Source organism: Kribbella sp. VKM Ac-2569 (genome assembly GCF_004216905.1).
In the GTDB taxonomy this organism is placed as follows: Bacteria; Actinomycetota; Actinomycetes; order Propionibacteriales; family Kribbellaceae; genus Kribbella.
This window is the reverse complement of the sequence record NZ_SGXJ01000002.1, coordinates 315,161-332,981: the sequence shown is the minus strand read 5'-3', so window position 1 is coordinate 332,981 and position 17,821 is coordinate 315,161. Positions and strand designations below refer to the sequence as shown.

Here is a 17,821-nt window from a genome sequence, read left to right as displayed (position 1 = left end):
CGCGTGATTGGCAGAACCGCCCGAAATCTGTCGTTGGGAATCGCCGTACTCCTTGGTGTGGGGCCGCTGACTGCGACCGCCTCGCCACCGGTTGTTGCTCAGAGCAACCAATGGGACGTCCAGCCTGTTGCCAGCGGATATCAACTGACCCTGCACCTCGACGCACCCGCACCGATGCGCGCATCGCTGCCGCTGCTGGAGGTCGACGGCACGCCGCTCGGTGTTGCGAAGCAGTCGCCGGACCGGAGGACGCTGACACTGATCAGTACCGATCCGGCTGTGCTGAAAGCGCGCGACGTCCGCCTGGTCTGGTCCGGGGACCTCGGCAAGGAGGCCGGCAAAAGCCGGAGCGTCGGCTCCGCCGGACCGACCGATGCCGACTGGCTGAAGGCGCGGCGTGGACCGCTGCTGCCGTCGGATCCCGGTGCGCTGGGCAAGTACAAGGTCGACACCGCGGAGTACAACCTCGGTGACGAGGCCGTGAACCTACCAGGTCTCGCGCACCGCTCCGAGCTTCGCGGAAAGGTGTACTCGCCACGTGGCGCTGTAGGTCCGCGGCCGCTGGTCGTCTTCCTGCATGGCCGCCACGAGGTCTGCTACGGCGAGCCCACCCACCCGTCCGACAACGAGAAGCCGTGGCCGTGTCCGCCGGGCATGAAGCCCATCCCCAGCTACCGCGGGTACGACGGACCGGCGACCGCACTGGCCAGCAACGGGTATCAGGTCGTCTCGATCAGCGCCAACGCGATCAACGGCTGGGACAGTGACGCGTACGACGCCGGCGCACAGGCGCGGGCCGAACTGATCCTTGACCACCTCGCACTGTGGCGGAAGTGGTCGACGATCGGCGGCGGTCCGTTCGGTACCCGCTTCGTCGGCAAGGTCAACCTGCAGAACGTGGGCCTGATGGGGCACTCACGTGGCGGCGAGGGCGTCGCCCGGGCCGCTGTGCTCAACGCTGACCGCGGTGGTCAGTACGGCATCCGCGCGGTGCTTCCGCTGGCTCCCACTGATTTCGCGCGAGTCACGGTGCCCGGTGTGGCGATGAGCGTCGTACTGCCGTACTGCGACGGTGACGTGTCCGATCTGCAGGGCCAGAAGTTCTACGACGACACCAGGTACTCCGTTGGCGGTGACACCGCGCCGCGGTCCACCGTCACAGTGCTGGGCGCCAACCACAACTTCTTCAACACCGAATGGACCCCTGGTCAGTCGGTGGCTCCGTCGAACGACGACTGGTTCGGTGACGAGAAGGCGTCGCCGTGCGGAGCGAAGTACGCGGGGCGGTTGACAGCGAAACAGCAGCAGGCCGTCGGTACGGCGTACGTCGCTGGGTTCTTCCGGCTGCAGTTGGGCCACGAGACGCAGTTCCTGGCGCAGTTCGACGGATCGGACTCGCGGGCGGCGTCCGCTGGGAAGGCCGTCGTACGGGTGGTGTCTCAGGCACCGCTGGGGTCGCGGCGCGACCTGAACCACTTCGACAAGGCGCTGTCGACCGGTGCGGTCACCGGCAAGCTGTCTGCGACCGTGTGCGCGGGCGTGGCCGCTCCGACTAGGCGGACGGGTACGCCGACGTGCATGGAGACCGAGGACTGGGGCAACGCGCCGCACTGGGGTACAGCGTGGTTCGCCGCGAGGACGCCGACCACAGCGGTCACCAAGCTGAGGTGGACGGGTACGAACGGGATAGTGCGCGTCGACGTACCTGCTGGGAAGCGCGACGTACGGCGGTTTGCGGCGCTGACGTTCCGCGCCGCACCGGATCCGGCTGGCGCGCCCAAGACCGACCTGAGTGTCCGGGTCGTCGACGGGCATGGCCGGGCGGCAGCGGTACCGGTGTCTGCGGTCAGCGATGCACTGGTGCGGATGCCCGGCAACAACGAGGTCGGTCTTCCGAAGAACCTGCTGCGGACGGTCCGCATCGCGGTGTCGTCGCTGAAAGGTGTGAACCTGCGCGACGTGCGTGCTGTGGAGCTGCGGACGGACAGGGTCGCAAGTGGGTCGGCGTACGTGAGTGATCTGGGCTTCTCGTCGCCCGGGCTCGGGCTCTCGGCACCTGCGGTCCTGCTGCCGAAGCTGTCCGCGTCCAGCGTCACCGTGAAGGAGGGGGACAAGGGCACGCACACAGTGGACTTCTGGGTGCGCATGTCGCGGCCGAGCATTCGCCCGGTCAGCGTGTACGTCGAGACGAACGGCGACCTCGGCGAGTCCGTCGGGGACGTTGCGCGGCACCTGGTGTTCAAACCGGGCCAGGTGCGGCAGAAGGTGACCGTGCCGATCACGGCGAACACCCGGGACAGCTATGACCTGCCGTTCAGCCTGGTGCTCTCGGCACCGCATGACGGGCTGCTGAACGAGTCGTTCGGCCACGGTCTCGTCGTCGACGACGACCCGACTCCGACGCTGACGCTCGGAAACCTGAAGGCGACGGAGAAGGCCGGCGTCGTGAGCTTCCCGGTCAAGCTGTCCGCGCCGAGCGACAAGTACATCAGCTTCTCCGGCGTCCTGAAGGACGGTACGGCGGTGATCCGCAAGGACTACCGCAGCGTCAGCGACGACGGCACCGGCACGGCCGACCGGACCGTCGAGGGGTCCGTCGAACCCGGCAAGACCACCGGTGAGCTCCAGGTCAAGATCCTCGACGACAAGGTCAAGGAGCCGACCGAGACCTTTACCGCGGTGATCAACCAGATCGACGGCGCCACCCTCAAGATCCCCACGACCCTCACCGCCACCATCACCGACAACGACTGACCCCTCCGAAGCGTCTTTGAGCACCCACCAACCAAAACTCACCCGTCGAAATGGTTGGTGGGTGCTCAAAGAAGTGGGGGGTGAGACGCGAGGACCGGGATGTGGACTCCGGCGGGGGCAGTTGGGATAGTGCGGGAACATGGGGGAGGGACAGATGGTTGAAAACCGGAGATCCCGTCCGACGTCTTCCTGAGGAGCCGACACGTGTCACTGCCACCGCTGGTCGAACCGGCCGACGAGCTGACGATTGACGAGGTGCGGCGGTATTCGCGGCACCTGATCATCCCCGAGGTCGGGATGGCCGGGCAGAAGCGGCTGAAGAACGCCAAGGTGCTGGTGATCGGCGCCGGCGGTCTCGGCAGCCCCGCACTGCTCTACCTGGCCGCCGCCGGGGTCGGCACGCTCGGCATCGTCGAGTTCGACACCGTCGACGAGTCCAACCTGCAGCGCCAGATCATCCACGGCCAGTCCGACGTGGGGAAGTCGAAGGCGCAGTCGGCCCGCGAGTCGATCCTGGAGACCAACCCGAACACCAACGTCGTCCTGCACGAGGTGCGCCTCGACAACGACAACGTGTTCGAGATCTTCGAGCAGTACGACCTGATCGTCGACGGCACCGACAACTTCGCCACCCGCTACCTGGTCAACGATGCCGCGGTGCTGCTCGGCAAGCCGTACGTCTGGGGCTCGATCTTCCGCTTCGACGGCCAGGTCAGCGTGTTCTGGGCCGAGCACGGGCCGTGCTACCGCTGCCTGTACCCGGAGCCCCCGCCGCCCGGCATGGTCCCGTCCTGCGCCGAGGGTGGTGTCCTCGGCGTGCTCTGTGCGTCGGTCGGCGCTGCGCAGGTCACCGAGGCGATCAAGCTGCTCACCGGTATCGGCGACCCGTCGCTCGGCCGGCTGAACATCTACGAGGCGCTCGACCTGAACTGGCGTGCGCTGAAGGTCCGCAAGGACCCGAACTGCGCGATCTGCGGCGAGAACCCGACCGTCACCGAGCTGATCGACTACGAGAGCTTCTGCGGCGCGATCACCGAGGAGGCGGCCGACGCGGCCGTCGGCTCGACCATCTCGGTGAAGCAGCTCAGCGAGTGGATCAAGCTCAAGGACAACGGCGAGAAGGACTTCGTGCTGATCGACGTCCGGGAGCCGAACGAGTACGAGATCAACAAGATCCCGGGCTCGGTGCTGATCCCGAAGGCGGACTTCCAGACCGGTGTCGCGCTGGAGAAGCTGCCGCAGGACAAGCAGCTGGTCTTCCACTGCAAGTCCGGCGTCCGCTCCGCCGAGGTGCTCGCGATCGCCAAGGGCGCGGGCTTCTCCGACGCGGTGCACGTCGGCGGAGGCGTGGTCGCCTGGGTCGACCAGATCGACCCGAGTCAGCCCTCCTACTAGAACGGCATTCGGCAGGACGTGATCGCCTCGGCGGCGACGGGATCACCCGAAACCGCCGGGGCGTCGTCACGCCCGGACACCGTCCGCATGTAGCCGACCGCGTCCACGGCGGCGCGACCCACCGGCTCACCCCTCCCGAGCAAGTAGGCCCCACCTCCCGGCCCGGTGAGTTCGAGCACGACGGCCGGCCGGTCGCCCCAGAACGGCCCGCTGGCCTGCAGGTCGTAGACGACCTGGGCGATCAGCTCCTCGGCGTACGGCCCCGGGTCGAACGGCCGTCCGAGCGCCTGGCACACGTCGTCGCGGTGCATCCACAGGTCCCGAGCCAGCAGGATGTCCTGTACATAGCCGAATGACATCCGGGGCGCCGGATCCACCTGCATCGATACCCGCCGGAACAACTCCGGAGCGCTCGAGATCTTTCGGGTCGCCTTCGCCCACACCTGGTCGAACAGCTCCCGGAGCTCAGCCGGCGACGTACCACGGTGTTCGTCGGCCTGCACCATCATGTGCGCGTCGAACCGGGGCACGCCGGGGTACACCCGCTTGTTCTTGAGCCACCGCCGCGGGAACGAGGTCGGCTTGATCACGTCCTCCGCCTGCCCGATCAGGTGGCCGGCGATGTCCGCGACGTCCCATGCGTCGCAGACCGTACGGCGCTGCCACTCGTCCCCCTCGATCGACGCGAGCAGCTCATGCCATGTCTGGAGCTCGGAGTCCCGGTGGATCCGGCACTGCGGACGGTCGGCCCGCCCGATCTGCTCCGCGAGTACTGCGGTCATTTCTTCCCCCTGCCAGGTGCGTAGTGCTGATAGAACATCTCGAGTACGACGGGCAGCAGCCGGCTGAACCGTCCTTCGTCGAACGACACGTCCGGCTCGTTCGCCATTTGCTGCGACAGCACGCCGGCGGTCACCGACGTGAACACCGCGAGCCCCTCCTCGGTCGCCGCGTCCGGATGCAGGCGGCCCGCGTCCACCCCTGCCTGCAGATGCCGGCGGATGTCGGCGAGCGCTTCCTGAGCCGGCGCGAACGCCTCCGCGCTCGGCTCGAACCCGGGGATCGTCCGCCAGAACAGCAGCTGTGAATAGATCGGGTTCTGCATCGCCCACCGACTGAACGCCGTGGCCCCGATCAGGTGCAGCTCGACCACGTCTTCCGTCGTCGCGGCCGCGATCGCGTCCCGCTGGGCGGCCAGGAACAGCTCGGCGCCCCGCTGGAACAGGGCGTCGTAGATCGCCATTTTCGACGGGAAGTACTGGTACAGCGACGGCGGCTGCATGCCGAGCCGCCGGGCCACCGCGGACAGGCTCAGGGCCGCGACCCCCTCGGCCTCCATCAGTTCGATGGCGACATCGAGGATCTCCCCGATCGTCTGCTGACGACGGCGGGTACGGCGGTCCGGCGCAGTAGTGCTCATGTCATGAGGAAAACCTAATGGCGTTAGGGATGTCAATACCTCGTAGGTTGTCCCCGGTCCCGCGTACTGTTTTGGGCATGTGCAGAAACATCACAGTGCTCCGGGGACTCGAGCCGTCCGCGACCTCCGAGGAGATCTACGCGGCTGCGTTGCAGTACGTCCGAAAGGTGACGGGAGTCGGCTCGCTGAGCGCCACCACCCGCGCCCCGATCGAGCGCGCGGCCACCGAGGTCGCCCGCATCACCGAGCAACTCCTCGAGGAGATGCCGGCCCGCCGCAACCCACCCCAAACGGTCCCACCCCTCCGCCGTCCCGAAGTCCGCGCCCGCCTCGGCCTCGACTGAGAGGGCGTCTGAGGACCTCTCACCGTTCGCGCGGAGTAATGTCTCCCTTCGGGAAACGGTTGCCCTTGTTGTTGCCTTGAGGGAGGCGCGGATGCGGTTCGCGATCAAGACCAGGCCGGAGCACACCACCTGGCAGCAGATGCGGGACGTGTGGGTCGCGGCGGATCAGTTCGAGATCTTCGAGTCCGCGTGGCACTGGGATCACTTCTACCCGCTCAGCGGGGACATGCAGGGCCCGAACCTGGAGGCCTGGACGACGCTGGCCGCGCTCGCGCAGGCGACGTCCCGGATCCGGCTCGGCTGCCAGGTGACCGGGATGATCTACCGGCATCCCGCCGTGCTCGCGAACATGGCGGCGACCACGGACATCATCAGCAACGGCCGCCTCGAGCTCGGCATCGGCGCCGGGTGGAACGAGATGGAGACCGCGGCGTACGGCATCGAGCTGTACGGGCTGAAGGAGCGCTTCGACCGGTTCGACGAGGGCACGCAGGCGATGATCGCGCTGCTCACCGAGAAGGTCGCGAACTTCGACGGCAAGTACATCAAGCTCACCGACGCGTACTGCAACCCGAAGCCGGTGCAGACGCCGCACCCGCCGATCACCATCGGCGGCAGAGGCCCGAAACGGACGCTCCGCGCGGTCGCCAAGTGGGCGCAGCAGTGGAACGTCATCGTCCCGAACCCGCAGGAGTGGAAGCCGCTCAAGGACGTCCTCGTCCAGCGGTGCGAGGAAGTCGGTCGCGACGTCAACGAGATCACCTGCTCGGTGAACGTCCGCATCGACCCCGACAGCCCGCTCGACAAGGCGGTTGCCGAGGCCGCGGCGTACGGCGAGGCAGGCGTCGACCTGGTGATCATGAACCTCCCGCTGGACGCGCCGCCGTCCGTCCTGGAGCCGCTCGCGAAGGCGCTCGCTCCACTCGCCTAGATTGGGGCCCGTGGACAGGGAGGAGTACGTCGAGGCCGTGCTGCGGGCCGTGGAGTCGATCCCGGAGGGCAGCGTCGCGACGTACGGCGACATCGCGGAGTACGTCGGGCAGGGCGGACCGCGGCAGGTCGGGGCGATCATGCGCGAGTACGGCGCGAGTGTGCCGTGGTGGCGGGTGATCCGCGCGTCCGGCGTACCGGCCGACGAGGTCGGCGACGAGCAACTGCACCTGCTGCGCTCGGACGGCGTCCGGGTCAGCAACGGCCGCGTCAACCTGCGCGAAGCCCGCTGGGACCCCGAGGACTGACACCGGCGACGCGGCGTGTTTCTGTCCGGTTTTCGACGATCTGTAGGCAGTGCGGGGTGCCCGTCAGAACTTGTCGGTGGGGTCTGTTGAGATAGGGCGGTGGTCAGCAGACAGAGGTCCCGGTACCGGTTGGTCCGGGAGGAGCGCCGGAGCGCGGAGGCCCCTGTCCTCGATCCCGACCAGCAAGCCGTGGTGGATCACCCGGGCGGACCTCTGCTGGTGCTTGCGGGGCCTGGCACCGGGAAGACGACGACGTTGGTCGAGGCCGTCGTCGACCGCGTTCGAAATCGCGGGCTGAGCCCGGACGAGGTGCTCGTGCTGACGTTCGGCCGGAAGGCGGCGACCGAGCTGCGGGATCGCATCACCGGTCGCCTCGGGCGGACGACACGAGTGATGCCGTCGATGACGTTCCATTCCTTCTGCTACGCGTTGCTGCGCCGGTTCACGCCGGCCGACGCGTTCGACGTACCGCTGCGACTTCCGTCCGGGCCGGAGCAGTCGCTGCGGTTGAGCGAGGCGTTGTCGGGAAGTCGTGAGGTCGGTGCGGTGCACTGGCCGGGCAGTCTGCATCCGGCGCTGAAGACGCGCGGATTCACCGACGAGGTGCAGGCGGTGATCGGCAAGGCACGGCAGCTGGGTCTCGACCCGGAGGACCTGTCCGCGATCGGGCGATCGGCGGAGCGGTCCGAGTGGGTCGCGGTCGGCGACTTCTTCGAGGAGTACCTGCAGATCCTTGACCACGAACAGGTCCTGGACTACTCCGAGCTCATCCACCGCGCGGTGATCCTGGCGCAGCAGCCGCAGGTTCAGGCGAAGCTGCGGACCGAGTTCAAAGCGGTGTTCGTGGACGAGTACCAGGACACGGATCCTGGTCAGACGAAGCTGCTGCAGGCGATCGCGGGCGACGGCCGCGACCTGGTCGTGGTGGGCGATCCGGACCAGTCGATCTACACGTTCCGCGGCGCGGACGTGCGCGGACTGCTGCGGTTCACCGACGAGTTCCGGTCGCGCGACGGCGCGGAAGCAGCCCAGATCGCTTTGGGTACGACGCGACGCTTCGGGACGACCCTGCAACGCGTGTCGCGCAACGTCGTCAACCGGCTCGGCGTACCGGGATCGCTGGACCGGGACACGTTCGAGCGGTTCCGGAACCCGGATGCCTCGTCGTGTGTCTTCGGCCCGGGAAAGGTCGAGGCGAACCTGTACTCGACGAGCGGCGCGGAGCTCGAGCACATCGCGGACCTGCTGCGGCGCGCGCACGTCCAGGACGGGATCGGGTGGAGCGAGATGGCGGTGCTCGTTCGGTCCGGGAGCCGTTCGATTCCACCGTTGCGACGGGCGTTGGCGGCGGCCGGCATTCCGGTGGACGTTGCGGGCGACGAGCTGCCGCTGTCGCGTGAGCCCGCCGTACGGCCGATGTTGCTGGCGTTGCGCGCGGTGGCTGACCCGGAGACGTTGACCGTCGATGTCGTACGGGCGTTGGCACTGTCGCCGCTGGGCGCTATGGACGCGGGGCAGCTGCGGCGGTTGGCACGGGTGCTGCGGCGACGCGATCGGGACGCGGCGGGCGGGCTGCGGTTGCCACGGTCGTCCGACGAGCTGTTGAGGGAAGCGATGCTGAACCCGTTGCTGCTCGACGAGGAGGCGTCACCGGCCGAGGCGCGGTTCGGGGCGCTCGGCGAGCGGTTGCTCAAGGCAAGGAACATCGTGACCGCGGGCGCAGCGCCGGACGAGGTGATGTGGTCGCTGTGGGCGGAGTCGCCGTGGTTGCGCCGGCTGCGCGGGCAGGCGACGTCGGGTGGCGAGACCGCGCGGACCGCGAACCGGGATCTGGATTCGTTGTGCGCGTTGTTCGATGCGGCCGGCCGGGCGGAGGAGCAGGTCGGGTTCAAGGGTGTTTCGGCGTTCCTGTCGGAGTTGGAGTCGCTGGACATCGCGGGCGACAACCGGTTCGACGGGACGTACCGCGAAGCCGGCGTACAGCTGATGACGGCGCACCGGTCGAAGGGTCTGCAGTGGCGGTTTGTCGTGGTCGCTTCCGTGCAGGAAGGGCAGTGGCCGGATCTGCGGCGGCGCGGGTCGTTGCTGGAACCGGACCGGTTGGGGACGGACGGGTTGATCGATCCGTTGTCGGCGGGCGCGTTGCTGGCTGAGGAAAGACGGTTGTTCTACGTCGCGATCACGCGTGCGCGGGAGCGGTTGATCGTAACCGCCGTACAGGCGCCTGAGGCCGACGGTGATCAACCGTCCCGATTCCTTGCCGAGCTGGACATTCCTTTGAAACTGGTCGCCGGGCGACCGCGACGGCCGTTGTCGTTGCCGGGTCTGGTGGCGGACTTGCGTTGCGTATTGGCGGATCCGGCGTCGTCGCCGGCGTTGAAGCGGGTGGCGGCGGACCGGTTGGCCCAGTTGGCCGATGCGATCGACGACCGCGAGCAGGCTCTGGTTCCGACGGCTGACCCGTCGCGGTGGTGGGGTGTGCGGGAGCGGACTGAGTCGGTGCGGCCGATCGCGGACCCCGCGCAACCAGTCCCGTTGTCGGGGAGTGCGCTGACGACGATCGTGGACTGTCCGTTGCGATGGTTCCTGACCAGGCGGGCCGGTGGGGAGACGCCGAGTACGTCGGCGATCGGGTTCGGGATGGTGTTGCACACGCTGGCCGATGCGGTCGCGACCGGGACACTGCCGCCGTCGGTCGACGAGCTGAACGGGTGGCTGGACAAGGTGTGGACGCAGCTCGAGTTCGAGTCCGCGTGGATCTCGGACCGGGAGCGGGTCGAGGCGGAGCAGGCGTTGCGGCGGTTCGTCGCATGGCACCAGGGGCGGCCGGACCGGACGTTGGTGGGGACGGAGGTGGACTTCGACGTACTGCTGCCGGACGAGGAGCACCCGGCGGTTCGGGTGAAGGGCCGGATGGACCGCGTCGAAACGGACTCTGAAGGTACGGTCCGGGTGGTCGACCTGAAGACCGGACGGAACGTTCCGACCAAGCCGGCGCTGGAGCGGCACGTGCAGCTGGCGATCTACCAGCGCGCGATCAACTCGCGGCAGATGAAGAAGCTCGGCGAGGAGCCGGTCGCCGGTGGAGCCGAGCTCGTCCAGCTCCGCCACGACGACAACGGCGGCTTCCCGAAGATCCAGCCGCAGGCTCCGTTGGAAACCGACGACGACGGCCGGACGTGGCTCGACGAAGCGGTCGACGGCGCCGAGTCGATGATCCGCTCGGAGGAGTTCACGGCCCAACGCAACGACGGCTGCAACCGCTGCGAAGCCCGCGCCCTCTGCCCCATCCAGCCCGAAGGCCGGGAGATCGTCTGATGGTTCAGCTGCGGTCGACGGCCGAGTTGTGCGATTTGTTGGGGATTCCGTTTTCGGAGCAGCAGTTGGCGGCTATTACTGCTCCCTTGGCGCCGGGGGTGATTGTGGCGGGGGCCGGGTCGGGGAAGACGACGGCGATGGCGGCCCGGGTGGTGTGGTTGATCTGCACGGGGCAGGTGAAACCGGAGGAAGTGCTCGGGTTGACGTTCACCAAGAAGGCGGCGAACGAGCTCGACGTCCGAATCCGCGACGACCTGACGAAGGCCGGCGTCCTCGGATCGACCTTGCCGAAGGACCAGCACCCGATTCTGGCCGCGCACCTGCGCAGCAACATCCCCAACTGGGAGCCCGAGGAGCCGGGCGAGCCTGTCGTCTCGACGTACCACGCGTTCGCCGGCACGTTGATCGCGGAGCACGGCCTCCGAATCGGCCTCGAGCCGGACTCCCGCGTGCTCGCCGACGCCACCCGATTCCAGTTGGCAGGTCGCGTCGTACGGCGGTCCGCGGGGCCGATCCGCTTCGCCTCGCATCACGTGCCGACCCTCGTCAACAGCCTGCTCGCGCTCGACGGCGAACTCGCGGATCACCTGCTGCGTCCCGACGACATCCGCGACCACGACGACGCCGTACGGCAGGAGGTCGCGGCGGCCCGCAAGCAGACGGTGGAGGTTCGCAAGCTCGCCGAGACCGCGTTGAAGCGTGGGGAGATTCTGCAGCTCGTCGAGGAGTACCAGGCGTACAAGGGGGAACGCGGCGTCGTCGACTTCGCCGATCAGATGGCGCTCGGCGCGCGGCTTGCCGAGGAGTGTCCGGAGGTGGCCGCCGTCGAGCGGTCGCGGTACAAGGTCGTGCTGCTCGACGAGTACCAGGACACGTCCGTTTCGCAGCGCCGGATGCTGACCGCGCTGTTCGCCGCGGGCGACGGGCGCGGCCATCCGGTCACCGCGGTCGGCGACCCGTGCCAGGCGATCTACGGCTGGCGCGGTGCTTCCGTCGCGAACCTGGACGAGTTCCCCGCGCACTTCCCCCAGGCCGATGGGTCGCCGGCTCAGCGGTATGTGCTGAGCGTCAACCGCCGCTGCGGCAGTCGCATTCTCGCGGCCGCGAACCAGCATGCGGCCGAGCTCTACGAGCAGCACCCCGGCGTCATCCCGCTCGAGGCTCCGGAGAACGCGCCGGAAGGCGCGATCACAGTCGGGTTGTTCGAGACTCGCTCGCAGGAGATCGAGTGGGTCGCCGACGCGATCGTCGCCGCGCACCGCACCCGGAACCGCCGCTGGAAGGACATCGGCATCCTGATGCGGACGAACGTCGACCTCAGCGCGGTGCACGAGGCGCTGATCGCGCGCAAGGTCCCGGTCGAGGTCGTCGGCCTCGGCGGTCTGCTCGCGCTCCCCGAGGTCGTCGACGTGGTCGCGACACTGCAGGCCGTCAACGACCTGACCGCGAACGCGGCGATGCTCCGGATCCTCACCGGCCCGCGCTACCGGATCGGTCACCGCGACCTCGCGCTACTGGCCAACCGCGCCCGCGCTTTGGCTGACGCAGGTGAACGCCCGGCCGCGGACGACCTGGTCGCCGCGCTCGACGCGGCTGTCGCCGGGATGGATTCGACCGAGGTCATCTCGCTCGCCGAGGCGGTCGACGATCCGGGTCTGTCGGCGTACGCGCCGGAGGCCCTGATCCGTTTCAAGGAGTTGTCGGTCGAGCTTCGCGAGCTGCGCGCGCATGCGGGCGAGCCGCTGCTCGATCTGGTCCGCCGGGTGATCAGCACGATCGGCCTGGACGTCGAGCTGACCGCGACCCCCGATCACGTCGACGCCGGGCGCCGCGATCACCTCGCCGCGTTCCTGGATGCCGTGGGCAACTTCGTGTCGACCGAGTCGGACGGATCGCTGGACGGTCTGCTCGCGTACCTCGCGGCCGAGGAGGAGTACGCCGCCGGCCTCGACCTCGCCGTACCGAGTGAAGCCGACTCGGTGAAGCTGCTCACCACGCACCGGTCGAAGGGGCTGGAGTGGCCGGTCGTGTTCGTGCCGACGCTGGTGTCGAAGGTGTTTCCGTCGGACCGCGGGCGCGACAAGTGGACGACGAACGCGAAGGTGCTTCCGTGGCCGTTGCGCGGTGACGCCGACACGCTGCCTGACATCCATGACTTGTCGAACGCCGGGCTGAAGGCGTTCGCGGATGAGTGCAAGGACGTGAACGCACTGGAGGAACGGCGTCTCGGGTACGTCGCGTTCACGCGAGCGAAGGAACTGCTGGTGGCGACCGGGCATTGGTGGGGTCCGACGCAGAAGCGTCCGCGCGGCCCGTCGTCGTACCTCTCGGTGCTGAAGAAGCACGCCGGAGAGCGCGTGATCGAGTGGGCCGAGCAGCCGGAGCTGACCGCGGAGAACCCCGAGTTGGCCGAGCAGACGCAGGCGCCGTGGCCGACGCCGTACGACGTGGACTCGTTCCAGCGACGGCTGGAGTCGGCTGCTCTGGTGCAGTTGTCGCGCACGGAAGGTCCGTCGATCGAGGCCGAGGAGTCGCTGCTGCTCGACGAGCAGGCAACGGTCGCGCGCTGGGACTCGGAGCTCGAGCGATTGTTGTCCGAGGCAAGGGAAAGCCGGAGCCGGAAGGCGTACGACGTGGCGCTGCCGGCCGCGCTGTCCGCGACGCAGATGATGCGGCTGGCGAAGGACCCGGACGGCCTGGCCGCCGAACTGGCCCGCCCGATGCCGCGCAAACCCAACCGGGCCGCGCGTTTCGGGACCCGGTTCCACGCGTGGGTGGAGAGCTACTTCGGCCAGCAACTGCTGCTCGACCCGGACGATCTCCCCGGCGCCGCGGACGAGCACATCGTCGACGACACCGACCTCACCGACCTGATGGACGCGTTCCGCGACGGCCCGTTCGGCGACACCACGCCGTACGAGATCGAGGCCCCGTTCGCCCTAGCCCTGGACGGCCGGGTTGTCCGCGGGCGCATCGACGCCGTCTACCAGGTCGTCCGCCCGGACGGCTCCCGCGGATACGACGTCATCGACTGGAAAACCACCCGAGGCGAAACCGCCGACCCCCTCCAACTGGCCATCTACCGAGTCGCCTGGTCCGAACTCATGAACATCCCCCTCAACCAGGTAACAGCGGCCTTCTACTACGTCCGCACCGCCGACATAATCCGCCCGGACAACCTCCCCGGCAAACAACAACTCATCCAACTTCTGAACGGCTGACCTCTAGCGCATCAGCGCCTCGGCGAGCAGGGAGACCTGGTCGTGGTCAGGGGAAGCCGGGTAGAAGATGACGTCGGTCGCGCCGGCCGCACGAAGGCCGGCCAAGTGATCGCGTAGTGCCGCTGGAGTCGTCAGGGTATCGGCTCGCGCGAACTCGAAGTACGCATCACCGTAGTAGTGACGGATGTACTCGTCGGCGACCGCGTCAGCCTCAGGCCCGAGAGCGAAATACCGCCCGGTGACGACGCGAGGCTCGCCACTTCGACCGGCGTCTTTCCAAGCCGTCCGTACGGCGCTCGCACCTTGCTCGAGCGTCGCCGTACCGAACAGCGGAGCCACCCAACCCTGCCCGTGAACAGCGGCGCGACGGTAGGCGGCTGGAACCAATCCGCCGAACAGAAGCTCGGGGCGGCCGTCGGGGAGATGGGACATGCCTTCAAGCTTCCCCGCCCACATCTGCCGCCAGGTCTCCAACGACGTTTCCCACAGCTCGCCGAATCCATGCTGCGCGGCTCCACTGGCCGTGAAGTCGTCCGGCCAACCACCCAGACCGACACCGGCGGTGAGCCTGCCGCCGGACAGTTGATCGACCGACGCGAGCTGTTTGGCCAGCAGTACGGCGTTGTTCCGCCAGCCGATGTTGAGCACGGTCGTGAGGAGCTCCACCCGCGAAGTCCGCGCCGCCGCAGCAGCCAACGCGGTCAACGGCTCCAGATTGTCGTAGACCAACCGGTCGATCACGCCGACCGCATCAAACCCTGCGTCTTCGGCCGCAGCGGCCCACTCGCCCAACCGCCGCGCATCCACCCCAGGCACCGCCGCCGGCAGCCCGATCCCGACCCTCATGATCCATTCCTCCCATCGCTCCAAGAGCGACGGTAGGCATCACCCCCACCCGATTTCTTGAACAGATCGGACGTCCTCAAACGCGCCGGCCAGCTAGCCGCGACCAGATTGGGGCGTTCTACTGCCCAACGAGGGAGGGCAAACCTCCCCAGATCAGCTCGTGAGGGAGGTGGGGGTGAGGGTGAGGGGGAAAGGGTGGGTCGCGTCGAAGGTTTCCTCGGCTTGGACTACGGCCTGGCACTGGTAGCCGGTTGGGGTTAGTTCGAGGATTGTTAGTTCTTGGTTGGTGGGGTCCAGGAGCCAGTAGGACGGGACGCCGTGCTGCTCGTACAGGGCTCGTTTGAGGACTACGTCGGTGGTTCGGGTGGTGGGGGAGAGGACCTCAACTGCCAGTAGAGGCGGCCGTCCCGGGTGGCTTCTGCTGTACGCACCACACCAGCGTGACAAATTCCGCCGTACCCGCGCCGAAGTTATCCACAGGGCAGTGGGTTCTCCAGGGTGCCGGCGAACTGCAACGAGCCCGCCACATCCGTGAGGTCGACCATTTGCTGGTTGTTGCGGAGTTGGAGGCGGTTCAGGCAGGAGAGGGCGAACTCCGGTGCGAAGATGTCGTACTTCGCGAACGCTTCCGCCAGCTCCGGCGTCGATGCCTGGTAGTCGCGGATGGACGAGGCCACCACCGACCAGAACTCGGACGGCGTCAGCAGGCCTTCCCGATCCAGCAGCGGGGACAGGAACCGGAAGATGCAGTCGAACACATCTGTGAAGATCGACAGCAGCTTCTCGTCGTCCGGTACGTCGGCCCGCACCCGCTCCGCCTCGGCCGGCAGCGGAGTCGAGGGATGCAGTACGGCGATCTCCTCCGCGATGTCCTTCATGATCACCCGGATCGGAATCGCGTCCCGCAGTACGAGGATCAGGTTCTCGCCGTGCGGCATGAACACCAGCTCGTACGCGTAGAAGCTGTGCAGCAACGGGATCAGATAAGCATCGACGTATGCGCGCAGCCAGTCCGCCGGCGCCAGCCCGGACGCCCGTACGAGCGCCGCGGCCACCGATGCGCCGTGCCGGTCGACGTGCAGCAGCGACGCCATCGTCGCCAGCCGCTCACCGGGCTCCAGTGACGGCTCCGGGCTCTCCCGCCAGAGCGCCGACAACATCTTCCGGTACGGCGAGGTCTTGTCGGTCGCGTTCTCGTAGTACCGGTTGTGGTACCCGGCCGCCGCGATCTCGCGCAACACGGTGAAGCCGTAGCGTTTCAGGACAACGTCGTTCGAGACGACCGAGTGTACCCAGTCGTTGATCGCCGGCGTCGCGGCCATGTACGACGGCGACAGCCCGCGCATGAACCCCATGTTGAGCACCGACAACGCCGTCTTCACGTAGCACCGGGATGGTTCGGACCGGTTGAAGAACGTCCGGATCGACTGCTGCGGCTGGTACACGTCGTCCGTCGACCCGAGGTGGACGATGTGCCGCTGAGCGATGTCGGCGGCGAACGTGATCGAGGTTTTGTTGTCCCACTGCCAAGGATGCACCGGCAGATACACGTACTCCGCCGGATCAGCGACAACGGCGAACCGCGCGAGTACGTCGTCCCCCAATTCGGACCGCATCAACTCGTCGAACGCCAAGGAAGAACTACAAGAAACCGTGGTCCGGTCGCGCCGGGTCGCGATCCAGGTCAGCTGCACGCCCGCGCCGGTCTCCGGCGCATAGGCCAGATAGTCCGTGAGGCCGAACCCGAGCCGCCCGTTGTTCGCGACGAAACACGGATGCCCCTCGGTCATCGCGGCCTCGATGGTCTGGAAGTCCGCGGTAACCAGGTCCGCCGCCGTCAGGTCCGGCTTCGACAGCTTGTACGCCGCCGACGCCAGCGTGCTGCTGATCTCCTCCAGGTACACCGGCAGCATCTCGCGCCCGATCCCGAGCTGCTCGTGGAACTCGGTGATGAACTCCAAGGCGTCGACCGCCGAACCGTCGTCGCGGACAACTGAAGAGATATCCCAATGATTCAAAGGATAATGCCGCGCCGTGAAGCGGTACCGGCCGACGGCGTACTCATTGCCTACAGCAACAGGTTCGAGAATGCGCTCATGCGTGAACTCGGACAAGGCCTTCCGGACCAACGCCTCGTTGACTACAGTCCAGTGATCCATCAGCCTGCCTCGTTCATTCGATGCGCATCGGCGTACTGGTCGCGCGTGCAGAAGCTCAACCACGCCTGCTTGTCGGGAAGCCGTACGACGCTGTGCTTGCGGAACCCCATCCGCGCGTTCAGCGCCTGGATCTTCACGTTCCGTACGTCGGGTTCGACCACGACCCGATCGACCAGCGGATCGCTGAACAGGCTGTCCATGATCGTCTCGAACACGGCCCCGGTGAACCCTGGAATCGGCGCAGTCGGCGGACCGACCAGGACATGCATGCCGATGTCGCCCGGTGCCACGTCGTACGTCCGGCCGACCGCGTCGTACGCCGGTTCGTAGCGCTCCATCAGGAACGCCGGCCGCCCGTCGTGCTCGCCGAGGAACGCCTGGTGGTGCTCGCTCTCCGCGATCCGGAGGTACTCCGCGTGCACGTCGGCGACCGACGCGGTCAGCAGGCCCCAGTACCGCGCGTACGGCTGGGTGACCCAACTGTGCAGCGTGGTCACGTCCTCGGCGAGGTCGAACGGCCGGAGGCTGAAGGTGCCGAGGCCGGCGACGAAGCGCCGGTACGTCGGCTCGGGCAGTGCTCTGGTCATGGCGGTCTGCTTTCGAGGTGGGCGTACCTGATTAGCTAAGGCTTACCTTACTTGATTGCTGATCACGCATCGAAACCGGGCTGTATCCCGGCGGCGCCCTCAGTCGTCCACACTGGTAGGACGACCTCGGACGGGGGAGCAGATGGCAGCTCGAAGATGGTTCGCAGTCGGTTCGCTCGGCGGGCTGCTGTTTCTCCTGGCGGCCTGTGGCAGCTCTGGAACGCCGAGTCCTTCCGTGAGCGCCCCTCCGAGCAGTACGCCGCCTGCTCCGACCTCGCCTGCTCAAGCAGGGGTGGTGCCGAATGTGGTCGGCCTGAACCACCAGCTGGCCCAGGACACGATGCAGGCGGCGGGCTTCTACTATCTGACCGAGGAGGACGCCACCGGGCAAGGCCGGCTGCTGATCAACGACCGCAACTGGGTCGTAGTCACCCAGGAGCCCCAGGGCGGCACCCGCGCCGCGACCGACACCAAGATCATCTTGCGCTCCAAGAAGATCGGCGAGTAGGTGGATGCGGCAAGTCCGCCGCGCGGCTGAT

Annotated in this window: 14 protein-coding genes; 8 read left to right on the top strand and 6 right to left on the bottom strand. The window is 67.6% G+C overall.

From position 1 onward, the window contains the following. The first annotated feature begins 3 nt into the window (after positions 1–3). Both EV649_RS14485 and moeZ read left to right on the top strand, forming a co-directional pair. Positions 4–2,754 carry a Calx-beta domain-containing protein gene (locus tag EV649_RS14485; RefSeq protein WP_241998204.1) on the top strand — a complete coding sequence of 917 codons (2,751 nt, stop codon included), beginning with the start codon at positions 4–6 and terminating at the stop codon, positions 2,752–2,754. A gap of 204 nt (positions 2,755–2,958) precedes the next feature. Next, on the top strand, positions 2,959–4,149 hold the full coding sequence (gene moeZ / locus EV649_RS14480) for an adenylyltransferase/sulfurtransferase MoeZ (RefSeq protein ID WP_130383965.1): 1,191 nt from the start codon (positions 2,959–2,961) through the stop codon (positions 4,147–4,149). Here moeZ and EV649_RS14475 read toward each other — a convergent pair. Both EV649_RS14475 and EV649_RS14470 read right to left on the bottom strand, forming a co-directional pair. Beyond that, the gene (locus EV649_RS14475; RefSeq protein WP_130383964.1) at positions 4,146–4,931 is read right to left on the bottom strand and encodes a maleylpyruvate isomerase family mycothiol-dependent enzyme; all 786 of its coding nucleotides are present in this window, start codon (positions 4,929–4,931) and stop codon (positions 4,146–4,148) included. The genes moeZ and EV649_RS14475 overlap by 4 nt on opposite strands. Next, positions 4,928–5,569, bottom strand: coding sequence for a TetR/AcrR family transcriptional regulator (locus tag EV649_RS14470; protein WP_130383963.1), 642 nt, complete (start codon positions 5,567–5,569; stop codon positions 4,928–4,930). Before EV649_RS14470 ends, EV649_RS14475 begins: the two co-directional genes overlap by 4 nt. 77 nt (positions 5,570–5,646) lie before the next feature. Here EV649_RS14470 and EV649_RS14465 point away from each other — a divergent pair, with 77 nt between their 5' ends. From EV649_RS14465 to EV649_RS14445, 5 genes are all read left to right on the top strand, one after another. Further along, the gene (locus EV649_RS14465) at positions 5,647–5,913 is read left to right on the top strand and encodes a DUF2277 domain-containing protein (protein ID WP_130383962.1); all 267 of its coding nucleotides are present in this window, start codon (positions 5,647–5,649) and stop codon (positions 5,911–5,913) included. A gap of 91 nt (positions 5,914–6,004) precedes the next feature. After that, entirely contained in the window at positions 6,005–6,844 is an 840-nt protein-coding gene (locus EV649_RS14460) for a TIGR03560 family F420-dependent LLM class oxidoreductase (RefSeq protein WP_130383961.1), read from the top strand. 10 nt (positions 6,845–6,854) lie between these two features. After that, positions 6,855–7,151, top strand: coding sequence for an MGMT family protein (locus EV649_RS14455; RefSeq protein WP_130383960.1), 297 nt, complete (start codon positions 6,855–6,857; stop codon positions 7,149–7,151). Between the two features lie 99 nt (positions 7,152–7,250). After that, positions 7,251–10,469: an ATP-dependent DNA helicase gene (locus EV649_RS14450; protein ID WP_130383959.1), complete on the top strand. Its 3,219-nt coding sequence runs from the start codon at positions 7,251–7,253 to the stop codon at positions 10,467–10,469. Next, positions 10,469–13,690 carry an ATP-dependent DNA helicase gene (locus EV649_RS14445; RefSeq protein ID WP_130383958.1) on the top strand — a complete coding sequence of 1,074 codons (3,222 nt, stop codon included), beginning with the start codon at positions 10,469–10,471 and terminating at the stop codon, positions 13,688–13,690. Before EV649_RS14450 ends, EV649_RS14445 begins: the two co-directional genes overlap by 1 nt. A gap of 3 nt (positions 13,691–13,693) precedes the next feature. Here EV649_RS14445 and EV649_RS14440 read toward each other — a convergent pair whose 3' ends face one another. The 4 genes from EV649_RS14440 to EV649_RS14425 all read right to left on the bottom strand — a co-directional run bounded on the left by EV649_RS14440 (position 13,694) and on the right by EV649_RS14425 (position 17,282). Continuing rightward, positions 13,694–14,536 (bottom strand): LLM class flavin-dependent oxidoreductase, encoded by an 843-nt coding sequence (locus tag EV649_RS14440; RefSeq protein WP_130383957.1) that lies wholly within the window; start codon positions 14,534–14,536, stop codon positions 13,694–13,696. 153 nt (positions 14,537–14,689) lie between these two features. Beyond that, positions 14,690–14,983, bottom strand: a complete 294-nt coding sequence (locus EV649_RS14435; protein WP_241998200.1) for a Uma2 family endonuclease — start codon at positions 14,981–14,983, stop codon at positions 14,690–14,692. 23 nt (positions 14,984–15,006) lie between these two features. Further along, positions 15,007–16,695 carry an IucA/IucC family siderophore biosynthesis protein gene (locus EV649_RS14430; RefSeq protein WP_130383956.1) on the bottom strand — a complete coding sequence of 563 codons (1,689 nt, stop codon included), beginning with the start codon at positions 16,693–16,695 and terminating at the stop codon, positions 15,007–15,009. Further along, a complete protein-coding gene (locus tag EV649_RS14425) occupies positions 16,695–17,282 on the bottom strand; it encodes a GNAT family N-acetyltransferase (protein WP_130383955.1) in 588 nt (195 codons plus the stop codon). The genes EV649_RS14430 and EV649_RS14425 overlap by 1 nt, the downstream gene beginning before the upstream one ends. Before the next feature lie 295 nt (positions 17,283–17,577). Between EV649_RS14425 and EV649_RS14420 the strand changes: the two genes are divergently transcribed. Beyond that, on the top strand, positions 17,578–17,790 hold the full coding sequence (locus tag EV649_RS14420) for a PASTA domain-containing protein (protein ID WP_241998198.1): 213 nt from the start codon (positions 17,578–17,580) through the stop codon (positions 17,788–17,790). The last annotated feature ends 31 nt before the right edge of the window (positions 17,791–17,821 follow it).